This is a genomic window from Blastocatellia bacterium (genome assembly GCA_016713405.1).
Taxonomy (GTDB): domain Bacteria; phylum Acidobacteriota; class Blastocatellia; order Chloracidobacteriales; family JADJPF01; genus JADJPF01.
In genome coordinates, this window is record JADJPF010000020.1 from 165,649 (window position 1) to 181,907 (window position 16,259).

Consider the following 16,259-nt stretch of genomic DNA (forward strand, 5'->3'; position numbering starts at 1 on the left):
ATTTAGTTAATATTAATCCTACTTAAAACCAAAATGTGTTATCCATAAATTTCAATTTATTAAAAATATTGGGAGTAATCTATGAGGCGAAATAAAACCTGGGGTATGAATTTTTTTTTAGTTTTACTACTTTTCTCTTTTATTACAAATAATCCTCAACCTGTTTGGGCCCAAACCGGAGCCACAACAGCTAGTGCTACTGGTACTGTTACAGATGAACAAGGTGCGGTAATTCCTCAAGCTACAGTGGTAGCAAGAAATCTACAAACAAACCTAACAAGAGAAGTTCAAACTGATGAAGAAGGCTCGTTTTTACTTAATCAATTACCTCCAGGTAATTATGAAATTTCAGCCTTTGTATCTGGTTTTAATAAACGTATTGCCAGATTTGATTTAGTTTTAGGTACTGTTGGCTATTGCAATTTTATTTTGCAAGTTGATGCTGGTCAAACTGAGGTAATAGAAATTGTTGCTAGTAGTGGAGTTGATGAGTCTAAAACCGCAAGTAGCTCAAATAATGATCGAGGTCGTATAGATACTCTTCCAATTAACCGCCGAAATTTCTTAGACTTTTCTTTGACTTCACCACGTGTAACTCCAGACCGCACACCTCAACAAGGTGTTGCTGCTAGTTCTGGACTTTCTTTTAATGGTCTGCCTGCTCGTACTAACTCTATTACAATAGATGGTCTAGATAATAATGATGCTGGCCCAGGTGCAGTGCGTTCAACATTTAGCCAAGAAGCTGTGCAGGAATTTCAAGTTGTGTCTGATAGCTTTAGTGCTGAATTTGGTAAGGCACTTGGCGGAATCATTAACATTGTTACCCGTGGTGGAAGTAATGACCTACATAGCACTTTATTCTTTCTTAATCGAGGTGAATCAATTGCTGCTCGTAATGCTTTTGCTGACTTTAAGCCTAAATTTAAGCAATTTCAGTTTGGTGCTACACTAGGTGGTGCAATTAAAAAAAATAAAGCTTTTTACTTTACTTCCTTTGAACGCTTATCTGTAAAACAAAATGCTATTGTTGGTATCTCTGATGACACATTAAGATCAATTAACAGCCAAGGCTTTCCAATACGAAATGGTGCAATTCCCTTTGGCATAGGGACTTCCACCTTTTTATTAAGGACAGATATTCAAATTTCTCCAAATAATACTCTTTATGCTCGCTATAATTATGGACGTACATTTAATGGGGCTGGAGAGCCTTTTGGCGATTTAATTACAGGTTCACGGGTGGCTGATACTACAGGAGGGCGACAATCCTTAGATGATAATTCTATAGCCTTTAATAATACTTATATCAATCCTGGTTTGAGTTTAGTCAATGAAACAAGAGTTCTTTATAGCCGACGTAATCAAACTATTGACCCAATAGATAACCGAGGCCCTCAAGTAAATTTAGTTGCTCCAGAAGGATTAGTAGTATTTGGTACAGGTACATTACTCCCACAACCAAGACTTCAGAACCTTTTCCAAGTGCTTAATAATGTTAGTCTTAGCCGAGGCCGCAATCAAATTAAGTTTGGCATTGATTATTCCAGAGATAGCATAGGGGAAGATGGCTTAGTACCAGTATTTAATAATGGTTTTGCCTTTTTCCCTCAATTAGATTTAAGACCAAACGGAGGCCCATTTTTTACTGGACTACAAGCTTTTGACCCATCAAGACGTACACCTGAGCAAAGAGCCTTCTTAAATTTTCTTGCTGGGGCATTACCAGCAACTATTCCTGGTTTTCCTTTTTTACCTTTAGCTGATATTGGTATCCCAGCAGCCTTTGCACAAGGCTTTGTTAATAATGATGCTGTTGGAGGCGTTACACGTAATACTTTTGCAGCATTCTTTCAAGATGATATTAAAATCAATGACCAGCTAATACTAAAACTAGGTGTACGCTATGATCGTAGCCGTATTGATGTACTAGATTCTAATAATGGAAATTTCTCTCCTAGAATATCTTTTTCCTATCGTCCTAAAAAGTTTTCTAAAGCTAATATTCATGGAGCTTATGGATTATTTTTTGCGGCTCCTATTTATGGATCTGCCTTTGTTTCTAATGAGTCTGTAAGCGGAGCATTAAAAATTCTTTTATTACAATTTCCTCTTTCCTTACCTTTTTATGCTTTACCAGATAAAAGATTACCTATTTCTTCAACCTTACCGCCTGGAGTAAACCTAATTCCACAATTAAGCCTAGAGTTTGTTAATCAAAGCAATCCACGTGCTAGTTATACCCAACAAGCTAATTTTGGCATAGATTATTTTATGGGGAATAATATGGTTCTTTCAACAAGTTATACTTTTGTTCGTGGATTAAAAATTCTTTCCCAACGAAATATTAATCCTATTGTAAGACCAATACCGGGTGATCCTACTAATAGCGCGATAATGGGAAGAATTGATACTACTCGTGGGGATATTTTTGAGTTTACTAATGCCTATGATAGTTACTACAATGCTTTTACTGTATCATTTAATCGTAGGTTGAGCCAAAGAATAGGATTTTTAAGTAGCTATACTTTTGCAAAGTCAATAGATAATTTTATTGATATTCGTAATGAGCTACAACAATCTAATGATCCTACTAATCCGCGTGGTGAGAGAGGTTTATCACTCCAAGACATTCGTAGTCGATTTGTTTTTTCAGGTACTTGGGACTTAAGCTATACCAAAAACCCATTATTAAGAGATTTTCAAGTTTCAGGTATAGTTAATCTTGAATCTGGCCGTCCTTATAATTTATTAGCAGGTGTAGACCTTAATCTAAATGGTGATAATCCTCCAGGAGATCGGCCCTTAGATGGTAGCCTTAGTGTTGCCCGTAATAGTGGTTTAACACCTGGTTTTGCCAATGTGGATATGAGATTGACACGTAAGTTTACAATTAGCGAAAAATATTTTTTACAATTTTATGTAGAAGCATTTAATTTATTTAACAGAGTTAATATCAGCGATGTTAATCCAATTTTTGCTCCTGATACTACTGGAAATTTTAATTTACCTGCTAAAGATGGCAGCCGCTTTATTGCAACTCCAGATAGGTTTAGGGCCGCTTTTTCGCCACGTCAATTTCAAGTTGGATTAAGAGTTTCTTTCTAATAAATGTAATTATTACCTAAAATAGCCAAAAAACATTTAGTTACAAACTGAGATGTTTTTTGGCTATTTAATTTTAACTATGATTTGTAAAAAATGCGGAATGCCAGAAGTTGTGTATTTAACAACACAATATCAATATATAGAATCAGGGCTAGAAAATATTTATCTAGAAAATGTCCCTATAATAAGTTGTGAAAGGTGTTTAACTAAACGCCCACAAATAATAGAAACAGATTTATTGGATATAACCATTGCAGAATCACTAATCTTAAAACCCTTTCCTTTGATTGGTTCTGAGTTAAGGTTTCTAAGAAAAAATTTAGGATGTTCCCTAAATCAATGGGCAAGGCTTTTACATTTTGATGAAAAAAGCTTGCTAGATTTAGAAATGGATGAAGAAACCATCTCACCACAATTTGACTTACTAAATAGGCTGATTTATACCAAGTTATTAGAAGAAAAAGCAGGACAAATTATTATTAATAATTTGATGGATAAATTTTTAGCTATAGATTTTCAGCATTCAGATAACCTAATAGTATTGATTAACTTAGATATTCCTCCAAAATACTATTATTTACAGCCTAATCTTGTTTAGTTAATAAAATAGCTTAAATAAAACTTTGCTATAGTTCTTTTTCCTTAGATTGACGTAAATTTCGCTAACCATTAAGATTAACAAAATTATTTACCGCCAAATAACATTCTTTAGGAGTTCAACAAGTGAAATCAAGCAGGTATCTTTCTTTTACATTTCTGCTTTTAAGCAGCACATTTATGTTAGGTTGTGGAGAAAATTCAAACACTACAACTACTTCATCTAGCCCAACACCAACTAGTACTAGCGATAGTAAAAGCACTGTTAAAGCTATAGCAATTGACCCAGCCGCTAGCAATATCAACACTAATGACATGATGGAGCATATCAAAAAATTAGCTTCAGATGAGTTTGAAGGTCGTGGGCCAAATAGCAAAGGCGAAGAATTAACTATTAAATACTTAACAGAAGTATCCCAAAAACTAGGCTTAAAGCCAGGTAATCCAGACGGAACATTTGTTCAAAAAGTCCCGCTAGTTAGTTATGAAATTGACCCAAAAGTAGAAATGAAATTCTCTGCCGCAGATAAAACCACTAACTTAAAATTCCGAGATGAGTTTGTAGCCTGGACACGTCAACTAGTAGATAAAGTTGATATGAACGGAGATTTAGTCTTTGTTGGTTATGGTGCTGAGGCCCCAGAGTATCAATGGGATGACTTTAAGGGCGAAGACTTAAAAGGTAAAATACTAGTAATGTTAATTAATGATCCACCTTTACCAGATGATAAAATGTTTGGTGGTAAAGCAATGACTTATTATGGACGTTGGACATATAAGTTTGAACAAGCAGCAAAAAAAGGTGCTGCCGGCTGTATTATTATTCATGAAACTGGCCCGGCAGGTTATCCTTGGGAAGTTGTAAAAAATAGTTGGGGTAGCGGTGGTTTTACCTTTAGCGACAGCAACAACAACTTATCGCTTTGCCCTGTAGAGTCATGGATGACTTTTGATAAAGCTAAAGAAGTCTTTCAATTAGCTGGAAAAGATTTAGAAGAATTAAAAAAAGAAGCTCTAAAAAAAGAATTTAAGCCCGTTAATTTAGGTGTAAAAGCTTCTCTAAGCTTAAAAAATAAGTACAAAAAAATTGAATCCAACAACTTTATTGCCAAATTAGAAGGCTCTGACCCAGAGCTTAAGAATGAATATGTAGTTTTTACTGCACATTGGGATCATTTTGGTATTGGAATACCTGTCAATAATGACAAGATTTATAACGGTGCTAAAGATAATGCAACCGGCACAGCAGGACTTTTAGAGCTAGCTAAAACCTATACAAAACTCTCCACACCTCCAAAACGCTCATTATTATTTTTAGCTGTTACAGCCGAGGAGCGCGGTTTATTGGGTTCAGCCTACTATGCCCAAAATCCTCTTTATCCATTAGCAAAAACAACCGCTGTTATCAATATGGATAGTATGAATGTTTGGGGCAAAACCAAAGATATAATCGTAGTTGGACTAGGTAATTCAACCTTAGATGATTATGTTCAAGGCGTTGCAGCAACACAAAATCGAACCGTCAAACCTGACCAAGAGCCAGAAAAAGGTTATTTTTATCGCTCAGACCATTTTAGTTTTGCTAAACAAGGTGTTCCTGCTCTTAATGCTGGCGAAGGTGAAGAATATATTGGTAAACCTGCTGGTGAAGGTAAAAAACTTTCTGATGAATATACAGCTAAGGACTATCATAAACCTTCGGATGACATCAAACCTAATTGGGATTTAAGCGGTGCGGTAGAAGATTTGCAAATGCTTTTCCAAATAGGCTATGAAGTAGCCAATGCTAAACAGATACCTGCTTGGCGAGATGGAACCGAATTTAAAGCTAAACGTGAAGAATCATTAAAGAGTGGTAAATAAGCTTTTAGAAAGGAATTTTATGGCGAGAAGAATTGATAATCTTTCAAATTTAATTAGTGCTGCACGAGGTGACAAAACAGTAGATTTAGTTTTACGTAATGTAAAAATGATCAATGTTTTTACTGCTGAAATCTACCAAACTAATGTAGCTATTGATAATGGTGTAATTGTTGGAATGGGTTCTGCATATCGTTGGCAAAAAGAAGAGGATTTGAAAGGTCTTTATCTCTCGCCAGGCTTTATTGATTCACACGTGCACATTGAAAGCTCAATGTTAACCGTCCCGCGTTTTGCGCGTGCAGTCGTAGCACGCGGGACAACTTCGGTAATTTGTGACCCACACGAGATTGCTAATGTTTTAGGAATTGATGGGTTAAAATTTATGATTGATTCTAGCCAAGGTGTCCCGCTAAATGTATTTTTTATGCTTCCTTCCTGCGTACCTGCTACAGGACTAGAAACTTCTGGCGCGACACTTTCGGCCCAAGACCTAGCACCTTTTATTAATCATCCTCAAGTTTTAGGGCTAGCGGAAATGATGAACTTTCCAGGCGTAGTTAATGCAGATAAAGATGTAATGGAAAAACTAGCTCTTGGAGGACATAAACGCCTGGATGGACACGCTCCAGGGCTTTCAGGTCTGGCACTTTGCGCTTATGTTGCTAGTGGGATTGCCTCCGATCATGAATGCACTAGTATTGCTGAAGCAAAAGAAAAAATGCGTGTTGGTATGTATATAATGCTAAGAGAAGGTACAGCAGCAAAAAACCTTTCTGATCTTTTACCCTTGGTTACACTGGAAAACGAGCGACGTTGTTTATTAGTCACAGATGACCGACACCCAAACGATATTTTAGAAGAAGGTCATATTGATTTTCTCCTGCGAACCGCAATAGCAAAAGGGATGCCTCCGTTAAGTGCTATTCGTATGGCTACACTTAATGCTGCTGAATATTTTCGTATTGAGCGAACCGGAGCAATTGCTCCAGGCTATTTTGCTGATTTAGTAGCTTTTGATTCGCTAGAAAATATCCAACCTCGTCGAGTTTATAAAGATGGTCAGCTAATAGCTATTGATGGACAGCTAACCTTGCCACCACTTGAGAGCCAATCAATTCAAGCAAAGAGGTCTGTTAATCTTGGTACTTTAAGCCCAGCAGATTTTCTTATTCAAGCCCGTAGCCGACACGCTCATATTATAGGCTTAGGTAAACATCAGCTTTATACAGAAGATTTTATTGGCGAACCAGCAATTGAAAATGACCAAGTTGTTTCTGATACCAAACAAGATTTACTAAAAATTACTGTAGTTGAACGTCATAAGGGTACAGGAAGAAGAGGTATGGGATTAGTTCAGGGATTTGGGCTTCAACGAGGGGCTTTAGCTGCTTCTGTTGCGCATGATTCGCATAATATTATTGCTATTGGGGCAGATGATGAAAGCATTTATAGGGCTGTTAGCAAAGTTGCAGAAATGCAGGGCGGAATTGCTGCTGTTGATGGCGAGAAGGTAGAAGCGGCCTTGGAACTTTCTATTGCAGGGCTAATGTCTAATGAGCCGATAGAAAAAGTGAGTGCAGGTATGAATGAGCTTAAACGCGCTAGCGGTCGGTTGGGCTGTAGACTAGAAGATCCTTTTATGACTATGTCGTTTTTAGCATTGCCTGTAATTCCTAAATTAAAAATCACCGATAAAGGCTTAGTAGATGTTACTAAATTTCAATTAGTAGATTTATTTGTGGCTGATTAGTTAATAATTTGGGGAAAATACTAGATAACAAAATACCAAAAGAAGTTATAAACAAGCTTGAACAAGCTCAAAAAATAGTGGTTTTTACTGGTGCTGGAATTTCAGCATCGGCTAAACTGCCGACTTTAAGCGGGCCAAATAGCACACCTGTCTGGGAATTTAATTTTATTGCTGACCTGCTTTCAGCAGAAAAAATTACTGGAAAATCTGTTTTACACCTTCGGTTACTAGACGATTTACTAGCAAAAACTCGTGCTGCTAAACCTACACCAGCACATTTAGCTTTAGCTAAACTTGCAACAAAATTTCCTAGTCTCCACATCATTACACAAAATTTTGATGATTTACATCAACGCTCTAATAACACTAACCTCAATAATTGCTTAATGTTACATGGAGAAATTACAAAATCTCATTGCTTAAAATGTAGCTCTAAACAAATTATAGAGACTAGCTATAAGGAACATTGGAAAAGTAAATGCTTATGCGGAGGTGATTGGCGGACAGATATTTTGCTTTTTGATGAAGCAATGTCAGAAAGTCTTTGGCAAAAGGCAGAAAACTTAGCTGAAAACACGGATGTATTTATTTCTATTGGTAGTTCTGGGGAAATTATGCCAGGTGGCTTATTACCAGCAATTGCACGACGTAGAGGAGCATTTTTAATAGAGTCTAATTTAATTACTACTGAAATAACTCCACATTTTTATTTTACAATTTTAGGCACTAGTGATAATACGGTTACACAACTTGTAAGCTATTTTAATTAGCTATAATTAGCTATTTGCACACCAAAGTTTTACTTGATAAGGTAGTTCTACTATTCCACTAACACTATTTTTTATTAATAAATCTTGTAATTCACTGGTAAATAAAGACATGTCTTCATCACTCAGCGCATTACGAACATAAGAAAACGAACGAGTTAACCCTATAAAATCATCTATGCTTAAGCTTTCACTATGAGAAAACCTATAAAACTCAATATCAGTAAATAGTTGAGAGTCTTCTATTATTTTTCCCCAATCCTGAGACTGATAACCGCCTTTATATTTGGGGTTGTATTTGGTGATTAATTCTTCGACTTCAGCCAAGTAGGGCGCAGTCAATTGATCCCGATTATTCCAATAAATAGCAAATCCTCCGTTTGGTTTAAGGATTCTCTTAAATTCATTAAAGGCTTTTTTAGGGTTAAACCAATGAAAGGCTTGAGCGCAGTTGATAAAATCTATAGTTTTGTCAGATAATGCTATTTCTTCAGCACTGGATTGTATAAAAAAAGTGGGCAAACCCAAGGACTGACAAGACTTTTGGCCTAGTTGCAACATTTCTAAACTAGGATCAAGCCCTATAACTTTAATATTTTGCTGAGCAAAAGGAATGCTTGCGCGTGCTGTACCACAACCAACATCTGCAATAAGACTATTGCTAGATAGCTTAAAACGCTCTATTAATAGCTCAAAAAGAGCCATTGGATAATCTGGGCGAAACTTATGATATTCTGTTGCACAGGTGTTAAATTGTGAGTTCATAAGAGAAATACTAACATTAGTGAGAAAAAAAAGTCATGCAAGAGTTAAAAATAAAACGCTTAGTTAATACAGCACAACTTCCAACACAAATGACAGTTGGAAGTGCTGGACTAGATCTTTATGCTGCAAAAGAAACAATTATTCCTGCTGCAAAAGTAAATAAAGAAGGTTTTGTAGATATTGGGCGAGCAACGGTTTCTACAGGAATTGCTGTAGAAATTCCGCTTGGGCTGGTAGGTCGTGTGGGAAGTCGCTCAGGGCTATCGGTAAAACATAATTTAGAAGTTGGAGCAGGCTGGATTGATAGTGATTATCGAGGAGAAATTTTAGTAGAGCTAAAAAATTTTAGCGCACACCCGTTTTTAGTAAATCCGGGTGAGCGCGTTGCTCAATTAGTCTTATTAAAGTTAGGAGAATATATTCTGACAGAAGTAGAAGAACTTAATCCAACTAAGCGTGGAGCAGGAGGTTTTGGTTCAACAGGAGTTGGTTAAAAAATTTTCCAGCATTTTTCCAAAATTTGTTAGCTCGTTCAAAATGTAACCCTATTAGCCAGGTATCATTTTGGTGTTGTACCCAACAGGCTTTTGCTGAAGTTTGATTGGGAAGAGAATTATCACAGGTAAAAACTTGTAGTTCTTGACCAACTTCTACAGGTCTATTTAAGGAAACACAAGCACCAGAAAGACTCACATTGTGAGTTAAAGCTATTGCAACAAAAAACTTTCCATTGCTATCATGCTCCTTGAATTTTCAAAGGTATTTCTTCTGAATGGCGAGGCTCTTTGCGTCGGTTTTTTGATTCAGACATTAAATCCCATCCTATAAGTTTTAGAATTAAGGATTTGGCAATAAGCATTTAGCGTTATCAATTTGCTTGTTATTTTAGTGTCAGCCTATACGAGCAATTTTGCCAAATCGTTCTTAATAATTTGTTTTATTAACTTTGGCGATTGTAGCAAAGAAAAATTTTTTATTGGCAAACTTTAATGGAATTTTTATGTAGTATTAAGCTCTTATTAATTTAAGGGCTTTTAGCTTTATTAAAATATATGTCTATCAAAATGCAATAAATTGTTGCTTGACCTAGGAAAACTTAGTATTCTTATTAAAATTGCCTACTAAGTTATTCTTTGGCAAAAGATAAGTTTGCAAAAGGATTTGCTACTCTTAAAATCAATTTAACATTGCCAGACTTTTTCTTATAAAGTAAGGAGAGATAGATTTTGTCCAATGCTCAACTGGATTTTGAACAAATGATGGATAGATTTTCTCATTGTTTACGCTCTCCTCTTACTTCAATCAGAGGTGCAGCTAGTGTATTAAACCAAACAGATTTGGATTTAGATGAGGATTCAAAAAAGAACTAACCTCTATTATAAATGATGAAGCAGAACGACTTAGCAAAACTATTGATAAGTTGCTTTGGCTAGTTCGTATCCAAACAAATAAAGTTTCAATATATTGTGAAAAAACAAATTTGCTAAAGTTAATTACTGAAACAATAGAAAAACTTAATCAATTACTAAAAGAAGATTTATCAAATAGGATAAATTTAAGTGTAGAATCAACAATTTGGGCAACAATAGATAAAGAATTAATTAAACTTGTGCTATTTTATCTAATAGAAAACGCAGTGGTGTATTCACCAGGTAATAGTAAAGTATCAATTGTTGTTAGAGAAGAGATAAACAAAATTCAAATCTCCATTATAGATCAAGGTTGTGGTATTGCTTTAGATAAACAAGAAGAGATTTTTAGCCCACTATATCGCCCTACACAACAACTTGACCGATTACCTAAAGTTGGAATGAGTCTAGCTATTTGTCGTGGCTTAATGGCAGCACATAAAGGAGCTATTTCCTTAAAAAGTCAACTTAATGAAGGAACAACTGTTAATATTGAATTACCAAATTAATGTAGCTAAAACTAATATTGTTACTTAGGTAAAATATATGAATATTCTAGTTATAGATGATGAAATCCAGATTTTGCGCACTCTGCGAAGTTCTTTAAGTGCTTATGGACATAAAGTTAATATTGCTTTAGGTGGACAAGCAGGTCTAGATACATTAAATGAAGAAGTGCCAGATTTAGTAATTTTAGATTTGTCTATGCCAGGTATGGATGGATTTGAAGTTTGCCGCCGCATTCGTAGTTTTTCTAAAGTACCAGTAATTGTGCTTTCTGCTAGAGAGACAGAAAGAGACAAGGTTTTAGCCTTAGATAGTGGTGCAGATGATTTTGTTAATAAACCATTTGGTATTAATGAGCTTCTAGCACGTATTCGAGCCATTATGAGACGAATCAATGATTCTGCTTCTGAAGTAGGGCATGTTGTAGTAGGAAAATTAGATTTAGATTTTGATCGTCATATAGTTACTTTGGATGGAAAAAGACTTAAGCTTTCGCCTACAGAATATAATTTACTAAAAACTTTAGCTGCTAACATTGGTCAAGTTGTTCGCCATGAAACTTTGCTTGCCCGTGTTTGGGGAGCAGATTATAAGGCAGATAATGAAAATTTACGTGTAGCAGTTAATCATTTACGCCGTAAAATTGAAGTTGACCCTTCACAACCTCGCTATATCATTACTGAACCCTGGGTTGGATATCGTCTTTGTGACCCAAATGAAGAAAATGATCAAAATAATGTGTAAGGAGTTTTCTTTAGTTAAATGAAGAAAACAATAGACCTATCCTAATTATCTAGTAATAAACCCCTAGTCTACATCTGAAAAAACATTTATAAAACTTTAATGTCTTGTTTATTGGTTATTAACGCCTACGGTGTTATTCTAGTCAAGACATAAACAAGATTATTTTGGTTCTTAAAAGGAGATTATCAAAACATATGATGCCACAAATGAGTTCAGTAAAATATGATAGCAACTTACTTACCTCTCGTGAGAGTGAAGTATTACGATTAATTGCTGAAGGTGCTACTAGTAAGGAAATAGGGCAAAAATTAGGAATTAGTTATAAAACAGCCGATGCACACCGAGAAAATATTAAAAAGAAATTGCATGTTAGCTCTATTGCACATCTAGTGCGCTATGCCATTATGATAGGTTTAGTCAAACCAGAGTATACATTGCAATAAGTTAGAAGTAGTAAAAGTTTCCTTAAGTTTATCCCTAGTTTACAATTCTGCCATTGTTATTAAGTTAACAATGGCAGTTTTTATCTTTGGCTAGAAAAATATTTTCTAACTTGTTAATATCGCTAAAACATTTTTAAGCATTAGTAGTTAATACAAATTAATACTTAATATAAGTATAATAAGTAAAATCTTAATTTAGAGGAAAGAATTAATGTTGACAGGAAAGCAGAAAAAGTTCTTACGCGCTCAAGCTCACCACTTAAAAGCAATTTTTCAAATAGGAAAATCAGGTGTAAGTGAAAATTTAGCTACACAAATAAGTTTAGCTTTAACAGCAAATGAGCTTGTAAAAATATCTATTTTGCAAAATTGTGAAACAGATCGTTATGAAGTTGCAGAAAATTTAGTACAAGCTACAGGAGCAGAATTAGTACAAGTTTTAGGAAAAACTTTGGTTCTTTATCGTGCTACTGATAATCGACAATATACATTACCATAAAAATTAGTAATTTTAGGAAGCTCTTTTGGGATTTCTTTTAGTTTGATTCCCTAACAGGGTTTTAGTAAAATGCCCAAACAAAGTTTCTTTTCTTCGCTTTAGTTTTAGCTTTAACATTTCTAGTATTTTTTCTAAGAAATAGGTAACTATGTATTGTCAATGTGGAACAGAGCTTGATTCTACAGCTAGTAGCTGTTCAAATTGTGGAACAGAAGTTAATGCTAAAGACTCAAGTGGCGAACTAAAAGTTGGCACAGTAATTTCTGATAAGTATGAAGTATTGAATCTACTTGGACGTGGTGGAATGGGTGAGGTTTATTTAGCAAAAGACCTTCAACTAGAGCGAATGATTGCTATTAAAACCTTATCAAAAGAATTAGCTGGAGAAGGAGAACATAAAGCCCGCTTTATTCGTGAAGCTCGCATGGCTTCTGCACTAAATCATCCAAATATTCTTACAGTTTATGAAGTAGGAACTTTTGGAAGTATTCTCTTTATGGCATCAGAATATGTTGAAGGGCAAACACTACGTCAAGTAATACGTGTTGGGCCAATTAGTCTAAAGGATTTTTTAGATATTGCTATTCAAGCTGCCCAGGGCTTAGCCGCAGCACACGAAGCGGGAATTATTCATCGGGACTTAAAACTAGAAAATTTTATCTTACGCCAAGATGGTTACTTAAAAGTATTAGATTTTGGTCTAGCAAAAACGGCTACTTCTAGTAATACTACATCTGATCCTGATGATGGGTTTAAGACAAAAGCAGGGTTAATTCTAGGCACCCCTCATTATATGTCCCCAGAACAAGCTAAGGGTAAAGCATTAGATGCTCGTTCTGATATTTTTTCCTTTGGAACAGTGCTTTATGAGCTTTTAACTAGGCAAATTGCTTTTGAAGCAGACAGTGATGTACAGGTTTTATTTAATGTAGTTTTTAGAGAAGCAGAACCCTTGCCCAATGAAATACCTTTTAGATTAAGAGAAATTATTCGACGAGCAATGCAGAAAAATCCTGATATTCGCTATCAATCTATGCAAACTATGCTAGAGGATTTAATAGCTTGTCGTGCAGAATTACAAGGAGCCTTACAATATAATACTAAAGCTCTTACTGCTTCATCCATCAAAGGAGCTACAGGTAAATTGTTGATGACAGGAATCAACAGTCGCTTTACTTCCTTTAATATTATTATGGATTCTAGCGAAATTACTGTATCTGCAACACCAAATTATGACCAATTTGTTGGACGTGATGCGGAAATAGGAATACTAAAAACAGAACTGCAACGTGCTTATGATGGAAAAGGTAGACCTATTTTAATTTTAGGTGATTCTGGTAGTGGTAAAACTCAATTACTTCTGCGCTTTCAACAATGGGCGCAAAGCCAAAATGCTGTTGTTGGATTAAGTAGTTTTTTTGATCAAAGTGGTAATCTTGGACATCCTTATCAAGCTGTTCTAGGCTTAATTGCTAGTGTCTTAAACTTTAAGGATACAGAAACTAGTGGCGGGAAAAAAGAACAAGAACAAGGTAAAAAAATAGCTAATCATATTAAAACCCAATTTAATATTGACCTACCCACAATATTACTAGAAAGCAGCTTACATAAAATTACAGAAATAGACCAATGGCAAGTTTTTGATGCTCTACGCCAAATCTTTGCACGTCTTACACAAGAACAACCCTTAGTTCTGCTTTTTGATAACCTACATTGGTCAAGCAATATAATTTTAGAATTAATAGGTTATGCTTTACGTAATTTGATAGGAGTAAAAATTCTTGTAGTAGCAACTGCTAGTGATGAAGAAGCTACTAGACCAGGATCTGCCCTTCGAGACTGGATATTAGCTCAAAGCCGCTATTTAACCTTTGAACAAATTAAATTAAAACCCTTTGACCCTTCTGCAATTAGAGCAATGCTAGAGGCTATTTTCCAACGAATAGAAATAGCTTCTGCCGAAATAGACCGACTTTATGAAATAACTAGCGGTAATCCATATTACTTAGTCGAGTTAATTAGATTATTAGTAAATAACAATAAAATTTCATTAGGTGAGGGTTGGTGGCTGTGTGAATCATTACAAGAAATAGAACTCCCAACTACAATTGGAATTGCTGTACAGTACAAATTAGAACAATGTTCTGATGAGATGAAAAATCTTTTAACACAAGCAGCCGTAATAGGAGAAACCTTTAATTTTGAAGTTTTAGCAGAACTAAGTGAAATGGATGAAGATGAGTTGGAGAAACTTATCTCTGAAGCAGTAAAAACTTTTTTAATTAAAGAGGAAAAAGGCTCTCGTGGAGATGATTACCGCTTTTACAACGCAACTATTAGACAAGTCCTTTATGAAGCTTTAAGTAAGCCACACAAACGCCGGCTGCATTCTCAAACTGCTGAAGCAATAAAAACTGTTTATCGTAGTAAATTAGCCCGTGTTGCCGGACGTTTAGCCTATCATTATAACGCTGCAAGTGAATGGCAAGAAGCTTTTGAGTTTGCTCGTAAAGCAATGGAACAAGCAATGGAGCAAGAAGCCTGGCGTAGTGTTGCTAGATATAGTCAATGGATAGAAGAAGCTGCACTAGCAATAGAAGAAAATCCAGAAGACTATAAACCTATTGATAAAGTGGTTCTAGCAGATCTAAAGCTAAAATGTTCTTTAGCTATGTTGAGGTTAGGCAATGTTGGACAAGCAGTTGCTCAAGCGCAACAGGGGTTAAAAATAGGTTTAGAACTAAATAACAACCATTTAATTGCTCGTGGTAAGGCCCGACTTTGTGAATTTGGTTGGTTTCAAGGTAAATTTGCTGATGCAATTAAATTAGGTGATGAAGGTCTTGTGGCTGCTGAACTTGCTCAAGATAGAGTTTCTGAAAGATATCTACATTTTCATTCTGGTATTGCTAATTGGAGATCTATGCCTTTTGAAATTGCCTTAAAACATTTAGGCAAAGCTTGTGAACTAGCAGAAGAAGATAAGGACAATCGGTTACTTGCTCAAGCAAGAACTTTCAATGCAGTAGTTTTACATTGTCGTGGTAATTGGCAAGAAGCCAATGGAATGATTAGAAAAGCTAGGGAACTAGCACAAAACAATAATGATTTTTTTGCAGAAAGTCGCCTTTATTCTGTTGGATCAGTCATTCAATACTATGAACGCCGCCATACAGAATTGCAAGAAGCCCATATAGACGCTATTGAGCTTATGCGTACTATTGGCTGGCGAATTGGCGAAGCCTACATGCACACTATGAAAGGCTTTGATTATCTTTCCCCTACAAATTTAGATATAAATCAAGCACGAGATTATTTGCAAAGAGCTATGGCTGTTTGTCAAGAAACAGGAGAAAAAGGTTTCCAACTCGTGATTGGAAGAGGAATGGCTAAAGTAGCAACGATTTTAGGTGATTATGATAGCGCAATTACAAAGCTAAAAGAATTACTTAATATTTTACGAATGATTGGAGATCTTTTGAACAAACTGCCACTTTATGCTGGCTAGCAGAAGCTTATGAGACTGCTGACAATTTAACAGAAGCTTTAAGTTTGTATCAAGAATGTCAATCTATTGCAGAAAAACTAGAATTTCCTTTTTGGCAATGGCAAGCTCTCTTTGGACAAGGTCGCTGTTTACAACAATTAGGAAAAAATAAAGAAGCTATTTCTAAACTTAGTGGCTCTTGTGCCATTATTGTTAAGTTACGTAAGCAATTTGCTAGTGAGCAAGAAGGAGCAAATTTTGTAGCTGAAACACAAGTAGTTTATGATTTACTAACTAATTTGACTGTTTAGGAAAAATAT

General features: G+C 35.5%; 14 protein-coding genes and 1 pseudogene. 13 read left to right on the forward strand and 2 right to left on the reverse strand.

The genetic code is table 11. From position 1 onward, the window contains the following. Positions 1-81: 81 nt before the first annotated feature. The 5 genes from IPK14_19050 to IPK14_19070 all read left to right on the forward strand — a co-directional run bounded on the left by IPK14_19050 (position 82) and on the right by IPK14_19070 (position 8,088). Positions 82-3,108, forward strand: a complete 3,027-nt coding sequence (locus IPK14_19050; protein MBK7995395.1) for a TonB-dependent receptor — start codon at positions 82-84, stop codon at positions 3,106-3,108. A 100-nt stretch (positions 3,109-3,208) separates the two neighbouring features. Next, the gene (locus tag IPK14_19055; protein MBK7995396.1) at positions 3,209-3,706 is read left to right on the forward strand and encodes a hypothetical protein; all 498 of its coding nucleotides are present in this window, start codon (positions 3,209-3,211) and stop codon (positions 3,704-3,706) included. A gap of 125 nt (positions 3,707-3,831) precedes the next feature. Next, complete coding sequence (locus IPK14_19060) at positions 3,832-5,568, forward strand: M28 family peptidase (protein ID MBK7995397.1); 1,737 nt, start codon at positions 3,832-3,834, stop codon at positions 5,566-5,568. Between the two features lie 19 nt (positions 5,569-5,587). Beyond that, positions 5,588-7,318: an adenine deaminase gene (gene ade / locus IPK14_19065; GenBank protein MBK7995398.1), complete on the forward strand. Its 1,731-nt coding sequence runs from the start codon at positions 5,588-5,590 to the stop codon at positions 7,316-7,318. An 8-nt stretch (positions 7,319-7,326) separates the two neighbouring features. After that, on the forward strand, positions 7,327-8,088 hold the full coding sequence (locus tag IPK14_19070) for an NAD-dependent deacetylase (GenBank protein ID MBK7995399.1): 762 nt from the start codon (positions 7,327-7,329) through the stop codon (positions 8,086-8,088). A gap of 6 nt (positions 8,089-8,094) precedes the next feature. On the opposite strand, the gene IPK14_19075 is transcribed toward IPK14_19070, so the two are convergent. Beyond that, on the reverse strand, positions 8,095-8,850 hold the full coding sequence (locus IPK14_19075; protein ID MBK7995400.1) for a class I SAM-dependent methyltransferase: 756 nt from the start codon (positions 8,848-8,850) through the stop codon (positions 8,095-8,097). A 35-nt stretch (positions 8,851-8,885) separates the two neighbouring features. On the opposite strand from IPK14_19075, the gene dut reads away from it, so the two are divergent. Then, entirely contained in the window at positions 8,886-9,344 is a 459-nt protein-coding gene (gene dut, locus IPK14_19080) for a dUTP diphosphatase (GenBank protein MBK7995401.1), read from the forward strand. Here dut and IPK14_19085 read toward each other — a convergent pair. Further along, positions 9,301-9,543: a PilZ domain-containing protein gene (locus IPK14_19085; GenBank protein MBK7995402.1), complete on the reverse strand. Its 243-nt coding sequence runs from the start codon at positions 9,541-9,543 to the stop codon at positions 9,301-9,303. The two genes, dut and IPK14_19085, sit on opposite strands and share 44 nt — an antisense overlap. Before the next feature lie 533 nt (positions 9,544-10,076). On the opposite strand from IPK14_19085, the gene IPK14_19090 reads away from it, so the two are divergent. The 7 genes and pseudogenes from IPK14_19090 (at position 10,077) to IPK14_19120 (ending at position 16,250) form a co-directional block, all read left to right on the forward strand. Then, entirely contained in the window at positions 10,077-10,220 is a 144-nt protein-coding gene (locus IPK14_19090) for a hypothetical protein (GenBank protein ID MBK7995403.1), read from the forward strand. Between the two features lie 50 nt (positions 10,221-10,270). Further along, complete coding sequence (locus IPK14_19095) at positions 10,271-10,768, forward strand: sensor histidine kinase (protein MBK7995404.1); 498 nt, start codon at positions 10,271-10,273, stop codon at positions 10,766-10,768. Between the two features lie 37 nt (positions 10,769-10,805). Further along, entirely contained in the window at positions 10,806-11,510 is a 705-nt protein-coding gene (locus IPK14_19100; GenBank protein ID MBK7995405.1) for a response regulator transcription factor, read from the forward strand. Positions 11,511-11,704: 194 nt separating this feature from the next. After that, the gene (locus IPK14_19105; GenBank protein ID MBK7995406.1) at positions 11,705-11,953 is read left to right on the forward strand and encodes a helix-turn-helix transcriptional regulator; all 249 of its coding nucleotides are present in this window, start codon (positions 11,705-11,707) and stop codon (positions 11,951-11,953) included. A 211-nt stretch (positions 11,954-12,164) separates the two neighbouring features. After that, positions 12,165-12,452: a ribosome assembly RNA-binding protein YhbY gene (gene yhbY / locus IPK14_19110; protein MBK7995407.1), complete on the forward strand. Its 288-nt coding sequence runs from the start codon at positions 12,165-12,167 to the stop codon at positions 12,450-12,452. A 148-nt stretch (positions 12,453-12,600) separates the two neighbouring features. Further along, positions 12,601-15,960: a protein kinase gene (locus IPK14_19115; protein ID MBK7995408.1), complete on the forward strand. Its 3,360-nt coding sequence runs from the start codon at positions 12,601-12,603 to the stop codon at positions 15,958-15,960. Further along, positions 15,945-16,250, forward strand: a pseudogene (locus tag IPK14_19120) (tetratricopeptide repeat protein). Before IPK14_19115 ends, IPK14_19120 begins: the two are co-directional and overlap by 16 nt. Positions 16,251-16,259 lie beyond the last annotated feature (9 nt).